This window comes from Frateuria sp. Soil773 (assembly GCF_001428405.1).
In the GTDB taxonomy this organism is placed as follows: Bacteria; Pseudomonadota; Gammaproteobacteria; order Xanthomonadales; family Rhodanobacteraceae; genus LMSL01.
This window is the reverse complement of the sequence record NZ_LMSL01000002.1, coordinates 17,415-33,770: the sequence shown is the minus strand read 5'-3', so window position 1 is coordinate 33,770 and position 16,356 is coordinate 17,415. Positions and strand designations below refer to the sequence as shown.

Sequence of the window (16,356 nt, the reverse complement as noted above, 5' to 3'; positions counted from 1 at the left end):
TGGAGCCAGTTGTCATCGGCATGCACTTTGCCGCGGTAGCACGGCAGTCCCCATGCGTCGCGCCGCATGTAGCGGATGCCGTCGCCGTTCCGGGCACGACCGAACCGTGCCGGCATGGCGGGCGCGACGTTCTTGCCGGAAGCGTCCCGCTCTTCGGCCAATGGCCCGGCCCCTGTCCGGACGATCCGCGGCTCGGTGATCGCGACGGCGTCGGTGGTGCCGCCTGTCGCCGTGGGCGTGGGGTGGGGCATGAAAAAAGGCGCCCCTGGGCGCCTTTTTTCCCGGCCGGGGCCGCCCTTTAGTTGGGCAGCGCCAGGTCGTCGATCAGCGCCTTGAGGAAGCGGGCGGCTTCGCCGCCGGTGGCGGCGCGGTGGTCGAAGGTGAGGCTGATCGGCATGCGGCGGTGCACTTCGATGCCGCCCATCACCGCCACCACGTCGTGGCACAGCTTGCCGGCGCCGATGATGGCGACGGTCGGCGGCACCACCACCGGGGTGGCGTAGCGGCCGGCGAACATGCCGAAGTTGCTGAGGCTGATGGTGTAGCCGGACAGCTCCGAGGCCGGGATGCTGCGGTCCTCGACCTGCGAGCGCAGGCGCTTGATCGCGGCGCGGATGCCGGCGCCGTCGAGCACGTCGGCGTTGCGCAGGGCCGGCACGAACAGGCCGTCGTCGGTGTCCACCGCGATGCCGATGTCCACGTGCGGGTGCAGGGTGCGGCTGAGGTTCTTGCCGTCGAACCAGGCGTTCAGCGCCGGCACCGCCTTGCATGCGGCGACGATGGCGCGGATCAGGCGGGCGGTGATGTCCTGCTTGCCGATCCAGGCGTGCAGGTCGGCGTCGTCGACCAGGGTGGTGGGCACCACGTTGGCGTGGGCCTCGGCCATCACGCGCGCCATGTTGCGGCGCACGCCCTTGAGCTGTTCCGGCTGGCCGCTGGCCTGCTGCGACGGCGGCGCGGTACGCACCGGCTTGCCGGCGAGCGACACCGGCGTGCGCGAAGGCGCGGGGCCGGGCTCGGGCAGTTCCGGCGCGAGGTGGCGGCCGGCGGAGGCGAGCACGGCACGGGCCGGGGCGGCGCCCAGCGGCGCGCTGCCGTTGGCGGCGGCGTCCTTCACGTCCTTCAGGGTGACCACGCCGTCGGCGCCGGTGGGGCGCACGCGGGCCAGGTCGACCTTGAGCTTCTTCGCCAGCGCGCGCACCGCCGGCACGGCCTTCACGCCGCCGATGCTGGCGGCCTGCTCGATGTGCACGGCGTTGCCGCTGACCATCGCGCCGACCACGGTGCCTTCGTCCTCGCGCTCCGCGCCGCCGGCCTGCACTTCGCCGCCCTCGTCGGAGGCGACCACCTTGCCGCCGTCGTCGGGCGCAGGGCTGCCCACGCTCTTCTTCGGACCGTGGTGGTGGCCGGTGGATTCGGCCTCGGCGCGCTGCTTGGCGTTCGGGTCGGGCTCGAAGTCGGCCAGCGCGGCGCCGGTCTCGATGATGTCGCCGGCGGCGCCGTAGAGCTTGGTCACCTTGCCGGTGTAGGGCGAGGGCACCTCGACCACCGCCTTGGCGGTTTCCATCGAGGCCAGCGGGGCGTCGAGCTTGATCGTGTCGCCTTCCTTCACGTGCCACTCGACGATGGTGGCGTCGGGCAGGCCTTCGCCGAGGTCGGGCAGGTGGAATGTCTTGATGTCGGCCATGTTCGGAGTTCCGTGGTCAGGCGGAGGATTTCATTGTGCGTCATCCCGGCGCAGGGCCGGGATCCAGTGGCGATGTCGTTGGGGTGTCGCAAAGGGTTCGTGTGCTTCGCACGAGTCCTTGGACTGGATTCCGGCCATCGCCGGAATGACGCTCCGTGGGTGAGGTTTTAGCTGGCGGCAAGCGTGCGCCTGGCGGCGTCGACGATGCGCTCCACGCTGGGCAGGTACTTCATTTCGAGGCGGAACAGCGGGATGTGCGTGTCCGGGCCGGTGACGCGCTCGACCGGGGCGAGCAGGTCGTACAGGCACTCCTCGGCCACGCGCGCGGCGATCTCGGCGCCGAAGCCGGCGGTCTTCGGGGCTTCGTGCACGATCACGCAGCGGCCGGTCTTCTGCACCGATTCGGCGATGGTGTCGAAGTCCAGCGGGGTCAGCGTGGCGACGTCGATCACCTCGGCGCTGATGCCCTGCTGGGCCAGCTCGTCGGCGGCCTCCAGCGCTTCCTTCACCTGCGCGCCCCAGGTCACCAGGGTCACGTCGGTGCCGTCGCGCAGCACGAAGCACACGTCCAGCGGCAGCGCCTCGCCGTCGTCGGGCACTTCTTCCTTGTACTGGCGGTAGATGCGCTTGGGCTCGAAGAACATCACCGGATCGGGATCGCGGATCGCCGCCAGCAGCAGGCCGTAGGCGCGTGCCGGCGAGGACGGCAGCACCACGCGCAGGCCGGGGATGTTGGTGAACAGGTGTTCGTTCGCCTCGGAGTGGTGCTCCGGCGCGCGGATGCCGCCGCCCCACGGCGCGCGCCACACGGCCGGCACGGTGAGGCGGCCGCGGGTGCGGTTGCGCATGCGCGCGGCGTGGCAGGCGATCTGCTCCATCATCGGGTAGATGAAGCCCTCGAACTGCGCCTCGGCCACCGGCTTCATGCCCTGCACGGCCAGGCCCACGGTGACGCCGGCGATGGTGGTCTCGTCCAGCGGCGTGTCGAGCACGCGCAGTTCGCCGAACTTCTGCTGCAGGCCCTGGGTGGCGCGGAACACGCCGCCGTTGACGCCGACGTCCTCGCCCAGCACCACGACGCTGTCGTCGTGTGCCATTTCGTAGGCCAGTGCCTGGGTGACGGCTTCGATGAGAGTGATTTGTGCCATGGCTCAGTGACCCTTGGTTTCGAGCGAAAGGACGTAGTCGCGCTGCTTGGCGAGGTCGGCGGGGACCTCGGCGAAGGTGTAGTCGAACATCGCCGAGACCGGCTGCGTCTTGGTCTCGAGGTAGGCGTTCACCTCGTTGTCCATCCACTCGTCGCACTCGGCCTTCCAGGCTTCTTCCTTCGCGTCGTCCCATACGCCCTTGGCCACCAGCCAGTTGCGCAGGCGCTTCATCGGCTCCTTGTCCCAGCCGTCCTTCACTTCCTGCTCGCCGCGGTAGCGGCGCGCGTCGTCGGCGGTGGTGTGGTCGCCGAGGCGGTAGGTGACCGCCTCGATCACGCTGCCGCCCTGGCCGTTGCGGGCGCGCTCCAGCGCGTCTTCCATCGCCTTGCGCACGGCGATGATGTCGTTGCCGTCCACCTGGATCGAGAACAGGCCGGCGGCGATGCCCTTCTGCGCCAGCGTGGGCGCGCCGGACTGGATCTTGCGCGGCACCGAGATCGCCCACTGGTTGTTCACGATCACCGCCACCAGCGGCAGGTTCTGCGCGCCGGCGATGTTGATGGCGCCGTAGAAGTCGCCCTTGGACGAACCGCCGTCGCCGATGGTGCACACCGCCACGCGCTTCTCGCCGCGGATCTTGAAAGCCAGCGCGCTGCCGGCCGCGTGCAGGCACTGCGTGGCGATCGGCACGCTCCACGCGAAGTCGTGGCGAGCCGGCTCCTTCTGGTAGTCGTTGCCGCGCTCGTCGCCGCCCCAGTACATGTACACCTCGCGCGGCTGCACGCCGCGGTAGAGCTGGGCGCCGTACTCGCGGTAGCTCGGCGCGTAGACGTCTTCCGGCTTCATCGCGCTGCCGATGCCGACGTGGGCGGCCTCGTGGCCCAGGCAGCTCGCGTAGGTGCCGAGCTTGCCGGTGCGCTGCAGGGCGATCGACTTGGCGTCGAACACGCGGGTGGACAGCATCAGCTTGTACAGCTCGACCATGTGGTCGAGATCCTTGGCGAAGGCCGGCAGGTCCTTGCGGACCTCGTTGCCTTCGGCATCGAGGTATTGCAGGTATTCGATCTCAAACTTGGCGGCGATGGACACGACTCGCTCCCGGGTGGACTGAAGGGGGATGGCGGGAGGCGGCGGCCCATCCAGTGGGGCCTGGCGCGCGAAGATCCCTTGGCTGCGGCGATCAGTTGCGCCGATCAAAACAGCCTGAAATAGCCGGCAATTGATAGCAGGAGGGCATGTTGCGTCGCAAGGTACGCCGCAGCATGCGGCCGGGTACGGAGGCTGCGGGGAAGGCGCGCGATTCGCGGCCGCGTGCAGCCTGCCGGCCGGCAGGGGTTACCATGCGCGTTTTCGGCCACCGCGATCCCCCATGACGGACAACCAGCGCGAGCTCGAGGCAGGCATCGAGCGCGACCTCGACGGGCGCATGACCTATGCCGGCTACCTGCGGCTGGATACCCTGCTGTCCGCGCAGCAGCCGCTGAGCCAGCCGGCGTACCACGACGAGATGCTGTTCATCGTGCAGCACCACGTGGCCGAGCTGTGGCTGAAGCTGGTGATCCACGAACTGCGCGCGGCGCTGGAGTTCCTGCGCGCCGACCGCGCCGATCCCTGCCTGAAGGTGCTGGCGCGGGTGAAGCAGATCCAGCGCCAGTTGTTCGAGCAGTGGGCGGTGCTGGAGACGATGACGCCGCACGAGTACCTCGCGTTCCGCGACACGCTGGGGCCGTCGTCCGGCTTCCAGTCGGTGCAGTACCGCACGGTGGAGTTCCTGCTCGGCAACAAGAACGCCGACATGCTCGCGGTGTTCGCGCACGATCCGGCGGCGACGCGGACGCTGCGCGAGGCGCTGGACGCCCCCAGCCTGTACGACGAGGTGCTGCGCTGGCTGGCGCGGCGCGGCCATGCGGTGCCGGCGGCGGTCCTGCGGCGCGACGTGAGCCAGCCTTGGCAGCGCGAGGACGACCTGCTGCCGGTGTTCCGGCGCATCTACGAGGCGCCGGAAAAGTTCTGGGCGGAGTTCCATCTGTGCGAGACGCTGATGGACATCGAGGAAAGCTTCCAGCTCTGGCGCTTCCGCCACATGAAGGCGGTGGAGCGCATCATCGGCCACCGGCGCGGCACCGGCGGCTCGTCCGGCGTGGGCTTCCTCAAGAAGGCGCTGGACCTGACCTTCTTCCCCGAGCTGCTGGAAGTGCGCACGGTGCTGGGTACGCCGGCGGCGTGAAGGGCATGGCCGCAGCATGGTCGCCGAACCGGGCGCCCGGCGGTCGCGCGGCGTTGCGCGCGGCCGTTCCCGCGCTTCGTGCGAGGCGTGCAGACGCACCGTTCGGCCAGCCGTCCTTCCACGCTTGCCGCGCCTGCCGGCCGGGCCGCGGCGCATCGTCCTTCGCCAGGCGCCGCCGCGCGCCCGCGCGATCCCTATCCACGACAACCCCACGACAACGCGCCAGGCTGCGGCTTCAGGCGCCGAGGTGAATCCATGAGCCAGACCATCGATACCGGCGCCGTGCCCGACTACCCGCAACTGCTCGGCCATCCGCGCCCGCTGTGGATGCTGTTCATGACCGAGTTCTGGGAGCGCTTCGCGTTCTACAGCGTGAGCTGGGCGCTGGCGCTGTACGTGGTGGCGCAGTTCTACCACGGCGATCCGGCGGGGCAGGGCTGGGCCAGCGGCATCTTCGGCGCGTACACCGCGCTGATCTACGCCACCGGCATCTTCGGCGGCTACGTGGCGGACAAGGTGATCGGCTACCAGCGCTCGATCCTGATCGGCGCGGCGGTGATGGCGGCGGGCCTGTTCACCATCATGCTGCCGAGCAAGCCGATGTTCCTGCTCGGCCTGGCCCTGGTGATCGTTGGCGACGGCCTGTTCAAGCCGAACATCTCCTCGATGGTCGGCCAGCTCTACGGCAAGGACGACCCGCGCCGCGACCGCGGCTTCACCCTGTTCTACATGGGCATCAACGCGGGCGCCTTCGTGGCGCCGCTGTTCACCGGCTGGCTGGCCGCGCATTTCACCGACACGCCGATGCAGCAGAACTACAAGCTGGTGTTCGCCGCCGCGGGCATCGGCATGGTGCTGAGCCTGCTGTGGTTCTGGATCGGCAGGCGCGGCCTGCGCGGCGTGGGTCGCCCGGCGCCCGGCGCCGAGAGCCGGCTGCGCGTGGTGTGGGTGCTGGCCGGCACGGCGCTGGCGGTGCCGGTGGTGTACGGGCTGCTGTCGAAGATCGGGCCCGACGGCCTGCAGTGGCTGCTCGGCCTCCTGTTCGTGGGCGTGGCGGCGATGCTGGTGGTGGAGGCGGTGCGGCACGACCGCGTGCAACTGCACCGGGTGATCGCGATGCTGATCATCTTCGCCTTCAACGTGCTGTTCTGGATGTTCTACTTCCAGCTCGGCACCTCGTTCAACTTCCTCGCGCAGAACCTGGTGGACCGGCAGATGTTCGGCGGCTGGGAGTTCCCGGTGGGCTGGTTCCAGTCGGTGAGCCCGCTGGCGATCATCGTGCTGGCGCCGCTGGTGACCCTGGTGTGGGCCGGGCTGGACCGGCGCCGGATGGAGCCGTCGATCCCGCGCAAGTTCGGCTTCGGCCTGCTGTTCAACGCGCTGGGCTTCGCCGTGCTGACCTACGCGCTGTCGTCCCTGCTCGACCCGCGCGGGCTGATCCCGTTCTGGCCGCTGACGCTGTGCTACGTGCTGCAGACGGTGGGCGAGCTGTGCCTGTCGCCGATCGGCCTGTCGATGGTGACCAAGCTGGCGCCGCCGCGGCTGGTCGGGCTGGCGATGGGCGGCTGGTTCCTGTCGCTGGCGGTGGGCGGCAACCTGTCGGGCCTGCTGGCCGGGCGCATCAGCGGCGAGAGCGGCATGACCGCGGCCTCGGCGCTGTCCGGCTTCACCTTCAGCTTCTGGCTGCTCGCCGGCGCCGGCGTGGTGCTGCTGCTGGTCGCGCCGCTGATCAACCGGCTGATGCACGGCGTGCGCTGAGCGTGCGGCACCGGCCATGGCGGCCATCGCGCCGCCATGGCTGCCGTGGAAGCTTTCGCGTGCCGGCGATGCCTTGCTGCGGTGCATTTGACGCCGCGTGCGGCCAGCGGGTACACCTTCGCAAGAAATTACAGGTCCGCACGTGAGGTGCCGACCCGCAACCCGAGGGGAACCCATGAGTCCGACCACCGACGTGGCGCCAGGCGCCAGGCCCGATTATCCGCAGATGCTCGGCCATCCGCGCCCGCTGTGGATGCTGTTCATGACCGAATTCTGGGAGCGCTTCGCGTTCTACGGCATGCGCTGGGCGCTGACGCTGTACATCGTGGCGGAGTTCTTCGGCGGCGATCCGTCCGGCCAGGCGTACGCCAGCCGCACCTACGGCGCCTACCTGGCCCTGGTGTACGCCGCGGCGGTGTTCGGCGGCTACGTGGCGGACAAGGTGATCGGCTACCAGCGCTCGATCCTGGTCGGCGCGGTGGTGATGGCGGTGGGCCTGTTCATGATCATGTGGCCGAGCGAGCCGGTGTTCCTGCTCGGCCTGGCCACGGTGATCGTGGGCAACGGCCTGTTCAAGCCCAACATCTCCTCGATGGTGGGCCAGCTCTACCTGCAGGGCGACCCGCGCCGCGACCGCGGCTTCACGCTGTTCTACATGGGCATCAACGGCGGCGCGCTGGTGGCGCCGCTGCTCACCGGCTGGATGGCGGCCCATTTCACCGACACGCCGATGCAGCAGAACTACAAGCTGGTGTTCCTCGCCTCGGGCATCGGCATGCTGGTCAGCCTGGCGTGGTTCCTGGTCGGCCGGCGCCAGCTCAAGGGCGTGGGCCGGCCGGCGCCGGACCAGGCCAGCCGGGCGCGGGTGGCGTGGGTGCTGGTCGGCTGCGTGCTGGCGGCGCCGCTGGTGTACCTGCTGATGGCGAAGGCCGGCGCGATCTTCCTGCAGTGGCTGCTGACGGTGATGTTCGTCGGGCTGTCGCTGATGCTGCTGGTCGAGGGCATCCGCGAGGGGCGGGTGCAGCGCGACAGGGTGATCGCGATGCTGCTGATCTTCGCCTTCAACGTGCTGTTCTGGATGTTCTACGAGCAGGCCGGCAGCTCGTTCAACTTCCTCGCGCAGAACATCGTGGACCGCAGGATGTTCGGCGGCTGGGAGTTCCCGGTGGGCTGGTTCCAGTCGGTCGCGCCGCTGGCGATCGTGCTGCTGGCGCCGCTGGTGTCGATCGCCTGGGGGCTGCTGGACCGGCGCAACGCCGAGCCGTCGATCCCGCGCAAGTTCGGCCTCGGCCTGCTGTTCAACGCGCTGGCGTTCACCGTGCTGATGTACGCGCTGTCCAGCCTGGTCGACGCGGGCGGGCTGATCCCGTTCTGGCCGCTGGTGCTGGTGTACGTGCTGCAGACGGTGGGCGAGCTGTGCCTGTCGCCGATCGGGTTGTCGATGGTGACCAAGCTGGCGCCGGTGCGCATGGTGGGCTTCGCGATGGGCGGCTGGTTCCTGTCCACCGGCATCGGCAACAACCTGTCGGGCATCTTCGCCGGCCACGTCAGCGGCGAGACCGGCATGACCGTGGCCTCGGCGCTGTCGGGCTTCACCTTCAGCTTCTGGCTGCTGGTGATCCCGGGCGCGCTGCTGTTCCTGGTGGCGCCGCTGATCAACCGGCTGATGCACGGCGTGCGCTGAGCGCGCGGCGCCGGCGGCGTGCAGGGGCGGCCTCCGGGCCGCCCTTGCCGTTTCGGGCCGCCATTTTTCAGGCAGCCGCCTCGGACAGCCGCTTCAGCCCGCCGGCAGCAGCTTGTCGAGGATGCGCGTGAGCCACGCGCGCTCCTCGTCGTCGAGCTTCGCCAGCACCTCGCGCTCGCGCGCGCGGGCCATCGGCGCGACCTCGTCGTGCATGGTCCAGCCGGCCTCGGTGAGGCTGAGCACCGAGCGGCGGCGGTCGTCGTCGTGGATGGCGCGGTCGACCCGGCCGGCCGCGACCAACCGTGCCAGCGCGCGGCTCACCGCGACCTTGTCCATCGCGGTGCGCTCGGCCACCTCGCGCGCGGACAGGCCCTCGAAGCGGGCCAGCACCGCCATCACCCGCCATTCGGTCATCGAGATGTCGTAGCGGCGCTGGTAGTCGTCGGCGATCGCCTGGCTGATCGTGTTCGACAGGATCGACAGCCGGTACGGCAGGAAGTGCTCCAACTGCAGCGGGGCGTGTTCGGCGGTGGCGGGAGCGGGCTTGCGCTTGACGGTCACTGCGGCGGTCTTCCTTGCAAGTGGTTTCATATGTAACTATAACGGGAGATATGCGGTTCCCTTGCGGGCGTCCGGCCATGCTTGGGCGGACTTTCCCGCGGGCGGACCCCTCGCCGGAGCCCGTGCGTCCACGCGCGGGCCGCCCATAGACGCAGCTTAGCTACAACGCATCGCAGGAGAACGCCATGAACGCCCAGCCGAATCTTGGCATGCAGGTCACCACGTTCGAAAACCCCATGGGCATCGACGGCTTCGAGTTCGTCGAGTTCGCCGCCCCGGCCGGCCGCAGCCAGGAACTGCACGCGCTGTTCCGCAGCATGGGCTTCACCGCGGTGCTGAAGCACAAGACGCGGCCGATCACGGTATACCGCCAGAACGGCGTGAACCTGCTGGTCAACGAGGACCCGGATTCCTTCGCCGCCGACTTCGCCGAAAAGCACGGCCCCTGCGCCTGCGGCTTCGCCATCCGCTTCAGGAAGCCGGCCGCCGAGGTGCTCGCCACCGTGCTGGGCAACGGCGGCGAGGCGATCGACCACAAGGAGGCGAGCAAGGCGGTGAACGCGCCGGCGGTCAAGGGCATCGGCGACTGCATGCTGTACCTGGTGGACCGCTACGGCAGCGCCGGCAGCATCTACGACGGCGACTACGCGCCGGTCGAAGGCGCCGAGCAGAACCCCGCCGGTTTCGGCCTCACCTTCATCGACCATCTCACGCACAACCTCTACTTCGGCAACATGCAGAAGTGGTCGGACTACTACGAGCGGCTGTTCAACTTCCGCGAGATCCGCTACTTCGACATCAAGGGCGCCAAGACCGGCCTGGTGTCCAAGGCGATGACCGCGCCGGACGGCATCGTGCGCATCCCGCTCAACGAGTCCAACGACCCGAAGAGCCAGATCAACGAATACCTCGACGCCTACCACGGCGAGGGCATCCAGCACATCGCGCTGTTCACCGACGACATCTACGCCACGGTGGAAGCGATGCGCGCCCAGGGCGTGGAGTTCCTGGACACCCCGGACACCTACTTCGACGTGATCGACCTGCGCATCCCCAACCACGGCGAGGACGTGCCGCGCCTGGCGAAGAACAAGATCCTGATCGACGCCGACCCGGAGACCAAGCAGCGCAAGCTTCTGCAGATCTTCACCCAGAACAACATCGGCCCGATCTTCTTCGAGATCATCCAGCGCAAGGGCAACGAGGGCTTCGGCGAGGGCAACTTCCAGGCGCTGTTCGAGTCGATCGAGCGCGACCAGATGAAGCGCGGGGTGCTGTAAGGTCTCAAGGCCCCTCTCCCGCCGGGAGAGGGGTTGGGGAGAGGGTACGGGCATGCCGGGACGCATCAACCCGCCGCTGCCGGCACGGACGAGGCAGCAGGCGCGCAATCTACGGAAGGAAGCCACGGAGGCCGAGCGGCGACTGTGGCTGCATCTGCGCGCCGGCAGGCTGGGCGGCCTGAAGTTCCGGTGCCAGCACCCGATCCCGCCCTACGTGGTGGATTTCTATTGCGAGGCAGCCAGGCTGGTGGTCGAGCTTGATGGTTCGCAGCACAACGAAGACGCGGATGCGCCGCGCACCCGCCATCTTGAATCGATGGGCCTTAAGGTCCTGCGTTACTGGGATCATGAGGCCCTGCAGCAAACCGAGGCGGTGCTCGAATCCATCCTGAGCATCGGCGAAAACCGAACCCTCACCCCAACCCCTCTCCCGCGGGGAGAGGGGCTTTAAAGAGCCAAGGGCACGCGCATGTCTGCGATGGTCAGCAACGGTTACCAATCCGGCTTCGGCAACGAATTCGCCACCGAGGCGATCCCCGGCACCCTGCCCGAGGGGCAGAACTCGCCCCAGCGTGTGGCGCACGGCCTCTACGCCGAGCAGCTTTCCGGCACCGCCTTCACCGCGCCGCGCCACGCGAACCGCCGCAGTTGGCTGTACCGGATCCGCCCGGCGGCGGTGCACGAGCCGTTCGCGCCGCTGGCGCACGAGCGCTTCCACAACCGCTTCGAGGAGGCGCCGGCCACGCCGAACCAGTTGCGCTGGGACCCGTGGCCGCTGCCGCAGGCGCCGGCCGACTTCGTCGACGGCCTGGTCACCCTGGCCGGCAACGGCGGCCCGGCCGAGCAGGCGGGCATCGGCATCCACGTCTATGCGGCCAACCGCTCGATGCAGGGGCGCTTCTTCTACGACGCCGACGGCGAACTGCTGATCGTGCCGCAGCAGGGGCGGCTGCGGCTCGCCACCGAGCTGGGCGTGCTGGAGATCGGGCCGCAGGAGATCGCGGTGATCCCGCGCGGCGTGCGCTTCCGCGTCGAGCTGCTGGACGATGCGGCGCGCGGCTACGTGTGCGAGAACTTCGGCGCGCTGCTGCGGCTGCCGGATCTCGGCCCGATCGGCTCGAACTGCCTGGCCAATGCGCGCGACTTCCTCGCGCCGTGCGCCGCCTACGAGGACGTCGAGGGCGATTTCCGCCTGGTCGCCAAGTTCCAGGGCACGCTGTGGGAGGCGAAGATCGGCCATTCGCCGCTGGACGTGGTCGGCTGGCACGGCAACTACGCGCCGTACAAGTACGACCTGCGCCGCTTCAACACGATCGGCTCGATCAGCTACGACCATCCCGACCCGTCGATCTTCACCGTGCTGACCTCGCCCAGCGACACGCCCGGCACCGCCAACGTGGACCTGGCGATCTTCCCGCCGCGCTGGCTGGTGGCGCAGCACACGTTCCGGCCGCCGTGGTTCCACCGCAACGTGGCCAGCGAGTTCATGGGGCTGATCGCCGGCGTCTACGACGCCAAGGCCGCGGGCTTCGTGCCCGGCGGCGCGTCGCTGCACAACTGCATGAGCGGGCACGGCCCGGACGCGGCCACCTTCGAGAAGGCTTCCGCCGCCGACCTGTCCAGGCCCGACGTGATCGGCGGCACCATGGCCTTCATGTTCGAGACGCGCAAGGTGATCCGGCCGACCCGGCAGGCGCTCGACGCACCGCAACTGCAGCAGGACTACTACACCTGCTGGCAGGGCATCGCCCGCCACTTCGACGGCGGGCGCGCGGGATGATGCGCCGCCTGCCCGGACTTGCCTGCGCGCTGCTGCTGGCGGCCTGCGGCAACGGAGCGCCTTCCGACGGCGTGCCGGTGGCCGCCGCGCCGCCGATCAAGCCGGCACCGGCGCCGGCCGACCCGGCGCAGCCGGCGCGCTACGACGGCTACGGCGACCTGCGCCTGGGCATGGACGAAGCCGCCTTTGCCAAGGCCTGGGGCGGCGAGCTGAAGGGGGCCCCGCCGTCGCCGGGGTCGAGCTGCAAGTACAAGCTGCCGAAGTGGGCGAAGACGCCGCGCGACTTCGCCTTCATGTTCGAGGGCGGCCGCTTCGTGCGCTACGACGTGGGCACCGCGAAGGAAGCGGCGCCGGGCGGCGGCCGGGTCGGCATGAGCCTGGCGCAGGTCCATGCGCTGTACGGCGCGGCGGTCGATGAGCAGCCGCACAAGTACGTCGAGGGTGCGAAGATCCTCCGCGTGGCCGCGCCGCAGGGCGGGGGCGTGCTGGTCTTCGAGACCGGGGCGGACGGCAGGGTGACGCGATGGCGCGTCGGCGTGCCGCCGCAGGTCGATTACGTGGAAGGCTGCGGATGACGGACGCCGGCCTTCCCGACGGCAAAAAAGCACGGAACCGCCGCCCGCGGCGGATTTTCCAGAAGTAACGGTATCCCGGACATTTCCGAACCTCGGAGCATCAGATGAAACTCGCAAGTCTCAAGGAAGGCGGCCGCGACGGCACGCTGGTCGTGGTCAGCCGCGATCTCGCGCGGGCGGTGAAGGCGGCCGGCATCGCCGCGACGCTGCAGGCGGCGCTGGACGACTGGTCGAACCTGGCGCCGCGGCTCAACGCGCTGTCCGACGAGCTCAACGCCGGCACTGCGGCGGGCGCGTTCGCACTGGACATGGCCGCGCTGGCCTCGCCGCTGCCGCGCGCCTACGAGTTCGTCGACGGCTCGGCCTACCTGCCGCACGTCGAGCGCGTGCGCCGCGCGCGCGGCGCCGAGGTGCCGGCCAGCTTCTACACCGACCCGCTGATGTACCAGGCCACCAGCGCCGGCTTCCTCGGCCCGCGCGACCCGGTGGTGGTGCCGAGCGAGGATTTCGGCATCGACCTGGAGGCCGAGGTGGTGGTGGTCACCGACGACGTGCCGATGGCGGCCACGCCGGCCGAGGCGTCGGCGCACATCCAACTGGTCGGCCTGGTCAACGACGTGTCGCTGCGCGGGCTGATCCCGAACGAGCTGGCCAAGGGCTTCGGCTTCCTGCAGAGCAAGCCGCGCTCGGCGCTGTCGCCGGTGCTGGCGACGCCGGACGAGCTGGGCGAGGCGTGGCGGGGCGACAAGCTGCACCTGCCGATGCGCACCTGGCTCAACGGCCAATGGTTCGGCGAGGCCGAGTGCGGCGTGGACATGCAGTTCAGCTTCGCCGAGCTGGTGGCGCACGTGGCAAAGACGCGCCCGCTCACCGCCGGCACCATCGTCGGCTCCGGCACCATCGCCAACGAGGACACGGGCAAGGGCGCGTCCTGCCTGGCCGAGCAGCGCACGGTGGAAACCCTGCGCGACGGCCAGCCGAGCACGCCGTTCCTGAAGTTCGGCGACCGCCTGAAGATCGACGTCACCGACGCGTCGGGCGCCTCGATCTTCGGTGCGATCGAGCAGGAGATCGCGCCGCTGCGGCGCTGAAAACCGCCCGCGGGCTTCCCGCAGCGGCCGGCGCCGGCCGCCGCTGCGGTGCGCTGCGTCACGCCGCCGCCTGTGCGGCGCCGCCGCGGCCTACTACTATCACCACCGTGCCCGCCCGCGCATCGTGACGGCGCGGGGCGTTCCTGCTCCATCCGGCCATGGTCATCCGCATGCGTTCCCTCTCATCGCCAGTCCGCCCGATCGCCGACGACGGCGATGCCGTGCGCTTCTGCAGCACCTGCGCGTTTTCCAGCGCCTGCATCGCGGTGGGCTACGGCAAGCCGGAGCTGGCCGAGCTGCACTGCCTGGTCGAGCACGTCGGGCCGTTCCGCGCCGGCGAGCACGTGTTCCGCACCGGCGATCCGTTCCGCGCGATCTACGCGGTGCGCGGCGGCACGGTGAAGACCTGCATGGTCGACAAGCAGGGACGCGAGCAGGTGCTCGGCTTCTACCTGCCGGGCGAGGTGATCGGGCTCAACGCGATCTATCCCGACCATTTCCCGTGCGACGCGATCGCGCTGGAGACGGCGTATTTCTGCCGCTTCTCGTTCCCCGCGATGAGCGCCCTGGCGGCGCGCATGCCGGTGGTGCAGCAGCACCTGTTCCGCCTGATCAGCAAGGAACTGGGCGCGGCCAGCCTGCTCGCGGGCGACCACAGCGCGGACACGCGCATGGCGGCGTTCCTGGTCGACCTGTCGGAGCGCTACGCCTTCCGCGGCTTTTCCGATACGCGCTTCCACCTGAGCATGTCGCGCGCGGACATCGCCAACTACCTGCGGCTGGCCGCCGAGACGGTGAGCCGCGTGCTCAGCCGCTTCCGCAGCCAGGGCCTGATCGCCGTCGAGGGACGCGAGCTGGTGCTGCGCGACCCGGCCGGCCTGCGGGCGATCGGGCAGGACCTGCTGGCGGACTGACCGGCTGATCCAGATCACGGCGCCCGGCCGGCGCGGCTGCGAGCATGCGGGCGACCGATTGCAGCGAGGCCCGGGGCATGCGCGACGTTCGACCACCGGCCATGGAGGCCGGGATGAAGGAACTGCCGGCGCTGCTGGCCTCGGCGCCGCACCGCCTGCTGTTCTTCGCCGGCGCGCTGGCGGTGCTGACCAGCATGGCCTGGTGGACGCTGGAGCTGGTGTCGCTGCGCTTCGGCCTGGCCGGCTGGCCGCAGCCGCCGGTGCCGCCGGGCTGGGCGCACGCCGTGCTGACCGAGTACGGCATGCTGCCGCTTTTCATGTTCGGCTTCCTGCTGACCGTGTTCCCGCGCTGGCTGGGCCAGCCGGCGCTGCCGCGCGCCCGCTACGTGCCGGTGGCCGGCGCGGTGTTCGGTGGCTACCTGCTGGCGCACGCCGGTCTGCTCGACGCGCCGTGGCTGCTGCGCGCAGGCCTGGCGCTGATGCTGGCCGGCTACCTGCTGGCCCTGGCCACGCTGGGCGGCGTGCTGCGCGCCGCGCGCTCGCGCGACCGCCATGCCCTGTCGTGCCTGGCCGCGTTCGCGCTGGGGGCGCTGGGGCTGGCCGCGTTCCTCGCCTTCCTGTCCGGCGCGCCGGCGGCGTGCGCGCTGCTGGCGGTGAAGCTGGGCACGTTCGGCCTGCTGCTGCCGGTGTACTTCACGGTGTCGCATCGCATGATCCCGTTCTTCAGCGGCAACGTGGCGGCCGGCTACGTCGTGCGGCGGCCGGCCTGGAGCCTGCCGCTGGTGTGGACGCTGCTGCTGGCGCACCTGCTGATCGACCTGGGCGGGGAGCCGGCGTGGCTGTGGGTGGTGGATGCGCCGCTGGCACTGGCCTTCGGCTGGCATGCCCTGGCCTGGCAGCCGTGGAAGGCGCGCCGGCCAGGCCTGCTGGCGGTGCTGCACCTGGCCTTCGCCTGGCTGCCGCTGGCGTTCGCGCTGTACGCGCTGCAAAGCCTGTGGCTGATGGCGACGCAACAGCCCGTGCTGGGCCTGGCGCCGCTGCACGTGCTGACCATCGGCTACTTCGGCTCGATGCTGGTGGCGATGGTGACCCGGGTCACCCAGGGCCATTCCGGGCGTCCGCTGCAGATGGGCGCGGTGCCGTGGCTGTGCTTCGCGCTGCTGCAGGGCGTGCTGCTGCTGCGGGTGCGCGCGGAGCTGGGCGGCGACGCCTACCTGTGGCTGGTGCTCGCCGCCGCCGGATGGCTGCTGGCCTTCCTGCCCTGGGTGTTGCGCGCGCTGTGGATCTACCTGACCCCGAGGCGCGACGGTAAACCGGGCTGATCCGCACATTTCTGCCCGCCGGGCTGTGACAGATTGTCGCAGCCACCTGCTCGACGGATGGCGATCGGCATCCACCGCTTCAGGGATGAAGGTCGCCTGGCCGTGCGCCAGGGAAAATCACGGGGGGAATGCCGATGTCATGGTCGATGTCGCGGATCCGTCGCGTCGCGCTGCTTTGCGCCGGCGCCTGCCTGCTCGCCGCCTGTTCGGGGCATTCCGGGGCCTCGTCCCCGCTCGCCGCGGCGACGGCGGGCGCGGTGGCGCCGGGGGACTTCGGCCCGCCGCAGGGCGATCCGGTCCACGCGGTGCTGACCAGCCCGCCGAACGTA

General features: G+C 70.1%; 15 protein-coding genes. 10 read left to right on the top strand and 5 right to left on the bottom strand.

Features of this window, described 5'->3' with window-relative positions; translation table 11 throughout:
• Positions 1–298: 298 nt before the first annotated feature.
• The 3 genes from ASG87_RS00235 to pdhA all read right to left on the bottom strand — a co-directional run bounded on the left by ASG87_RS00235 (position 299) and on the right by pdhA (position 3,924).
• Positions 299–1,687, bottom strand: a complete 1,389-nt coding sequence (locus ASG87_RS00235) for a dihydrolipoamide acetyltransferase family protein (RefSeq protein WP_055999048.1) — start codon at positions 1,685–1,687, stop codon at positions 299–301.
• Between the two features lie 167 nt (positions 1,688–1,854).
• Positions 1,855–2,835 carry an alpha-ketoacid dehydrogenase subunit beta gene (locus ASG87_RS00230; protein ID WP_055999045.1) on the bottom strand — a complete coding sequence of 327 codons (981 nt, stop codon included), beginning with the start codon at positions 2,833–2,835 and terminating at the stop codon, positions 1,855–1,857.
• Between the two features lie 3 nt (positions 2,836–2,838).
• Positions 2,839–3,924 carry a pyruvate dehydrogenase (acetyl-transferring) E1 component subunit alpha gene (gene pdhA / locus ASG87_RS00225; protein ID WP_055999043.1) on the bottom strand — a complete coding sequence of 362 codons (1,086 nt, stop codon included), beginning with the start codon at positions 3,922–3,924 and terminating at the stop codon, positions 2,839–2,841.
• Positions 3,925–4,204: 280 nt separating this feature from the next.
• On the opposite strand from pdhA, the gene ASG87_RS00220 reads away from it, so the two are divergent.
• The 3 genes from ASG87_RS00220 to ASG87_RS00210 all read left to right on the top strand — a co-directional run bounded on the left by ASG87_RS00220 (position 4,205) and on the right by ASG87_RS00210 (position 8,504).
• Positions 4,205–5,062, top strand: coding sequence for a tryptophan 2,3-dioxygenase family protein (locus ASG87_RS00220; RefSeq protein WP_055999040.1), 858 nt, complete (start codon positions 4,205–4,207; stop codon positions 5,060–5,062).
• A gap of 255 nt (positions 5,063–5,317) precedes the next feature.
• The gene (locus tag ASG87_RS00215; protein WP_055999038.1) at positions 5,318–6,820 is read left to right on the top strand and encodes an oligopeptide:H+ symporter; all 1,503 of its coding nucleotides are present in this window, start codon (positions 5,318–5,320) and stop codon (positions 6,818–6,820) included.
• A 175-nt stretch (positions 6,821–6,995) separates the two neighbouring features.
• The gene (locus ASG87_RS00210; protein WP_055999035.1) at positions 6,996–8,504 is read left to right on the top strand and encodes an oligopeptide:H+ symporter; all 1,509 of its coding nucleotides are present in this window, start codon (positions 6,996–6,998) and stop codon (positions 8,502–8,504) included.
• A 93-nt stretch (positions 8,505–8,597) separates the two neighbouring features.
• Here the strand turns inward: ASG87_RS00210 and ASG87_RS00205 are convergent, their stop codons facing one another.
• Positions 8,598–9,065 (bottom strand): MarR family transcriptional regulator, encoded by a 468-nt coding sequence (locus ASG87_RS00205; RefSeq protein WP_157510797.1) that lies wholly within the window; start codon positions 9,063–9,065, stop codon positions 8,598–8,600.
• 209 nt (positions 9,066–9,274) lie between these two features.
• Here ASG87_RS00205 and hppD point away from each other — a divergent pair, with 209 nt between their 5' ends.
• From hppD to ASG87_RS00170, 7 genes are all read left to right on the top strand, one after another.
• Positions 9,275–10,345, top strand: coding sequence for a 4-hydroxyphenylpyruvate dioxygenase (gene hppD, locus ASG87_RS00200; protein ID WP_157510849.1), 1,071 nt, complete (start codon positions 9,275–9,277; stop codon positions 10,343–10,345).
• 52 nt (positions 10,346–10,397) lie between these two features.
• Positions 10,398–10,796: a DUF559 domain-containing protein gene (locus ASG87_RS00195; RefSeq protein ID WP_055999026.1), complete on the top strand. Its 399-nt coding sequence runs from the start codon at positions 10,398–10,400 to the stop codon at positions 10,794–10,796.
• An 18-nt stretch (positions 10,797–10,814) separates the two neighbouring features.
• Positions 10,815–12,125 carry a homogentisate 1,2-dioxygenase gene (gene hmgA, locus ASG87_RS00190; protein ID WP_055999023.1) on the top strand — a complete coding sequence of 437 codons (1,311 nt, stop codon included), beginning with the start codon at positions 10,815–10,817 and terminating at the stop codon, positions 12,123–12,125.
• Entirely contained in the window at positions 12,122–12,700 is a 579-nt protein-coding gene (locus tag ASG87_RS00185) for a hypothetical protein (protein ID WP_055999020.1), read from the top strand. Before hmgA ends, ASG87_RS00185 begins: the two co-directional genes overlap by 4 nt.
• A 104-nt stretch (positions 12,701–12,804) precedes the next feature.
• On the top strand, positions 12,805–13,791 hold the full coding sequence (locus ASG87_RS00180; protein WP_055999018.1) for a fumarylacetoacetate hydrolase family protein: 987 nt from the start codon (positions 12,805–12,807) through the stop codon (positions 13,789–13,791).
• A gap of 170 nt (positions 13,792–13,961) precedes the next feature.
• A complete protein-coding gene (locus ASG87_RS00175; protein ID WP_235499524.1) occupies positions 13,962–14,705 on the top strand; it encodes a helix-turn-helix domain-containing protein in 744 nt (247 codons plus the stop codon).
• Positions 14,706–14,782: 77 nt separating this feature from the next.
• Positions 14,783–16,027 carry an NnrS family protein gene (locus ASG87_RS00170; RefSeq protein WP_055999014.1) on the top strand — a complete coding sequence of 415 codons (1,245 nt, stop codon included), beginning with the start codon at positions 14,783–14,785 and terminating at the stop codon, positions 16,025–16,027.
• Between the two features lie 79 nt (positions 16,028–16,106).
• Here the strand turns inward: ASG87_RS00170 and ASG87_RS20720 are convergent.
• A partial coding sequence (locus tag ASG87_RS20720) for a hypothetical protein (protein ID WP_235499523.1) occupies positions 16,107–16,356 on the bottom strand: 250 nt, incomplete at its 5' end.

Coding starts and splice junctions, on each gene's coding strand:
- ASG87_RS00235 (WP_055999048.1), bottom strand. CDS start 1,687: ATGGCCGACATCAAGACATTCCACCTGCCCGACCTCGGCGAAGGCCTG.
- ASG87_RS00230 (WP_055999045.1), bottom strand. CDS start 2,835: ATGGCACAAATCACTCTCATCGAAGCCGTCACCCAGGCACTGGCCTAC.
- ASG87_RS00220 (WP_055999040.1), top strand. CDS start 4,205: ATGACGGACAACCAGCGCGAGCTCGAGGCAGGCATCGAGCGCGACCTC.
- ASG87_RS00215 (WP_055999038.1), top strand. CDS start 5,318: ATGAGCCAGACCATCGATACCGGCGCCGTGCCCGACTACCCGCAACTG.
- ASG87_RS00210 (WP_055999035.1), top strand. CDS start 6,996: ATGAGTCCGACCACCGACGTGGCGCCAGGCGCCAGGCCCGATTATCCG.
- hppD (WP_157510849.1), top strand. CDS start 9,275: ATGCAGGTCACCACGTTCGAAAACCCCATGGGCATCGACGGCTTCGAG.
- ASG87_RS00195 (WP_055999026.1), top strand. CDS start 10,398: ATGCCGGGACGCATCAACCCGCCGCTGCCGGCACGGACGAGGCAGCAG.
- hmgA (WP_055999023.1), top strand. CDS start 10,815: ATGTCTGCGATGGTCAGCAACGGTTACCAATCCGGCTTCGGCAACGAA.
- ASG87_RS00185 (WP_055999020.1), top strand. CDS start 12,122: ATGATGCGCCGCCTGCCCGGACTTGCCTGCGCGCTGCTGCTGGCGGCC.
- ASG87_RS00180 (WP_055999018.1), top strand. CDS start 12,805: ATGAAACTCGCAAGTCTCAAGGAAGGCGGCCGCGACGGCACGCTGGTC.
- ASG87_RS00175 (WP_235499524.1), top strand. CDS start 13,962: ATGCGTTCCCTCTCATCGCCAGTCCGCCCGATCGCCGACGACGGCGAT.
- ASG87_RS00170 (WP_055999014.1), top strand. CDS start 14,783: ATGCGCGACGTTCGACCACCGGCCATGGAGGCCGGGATGAAGGAACTG.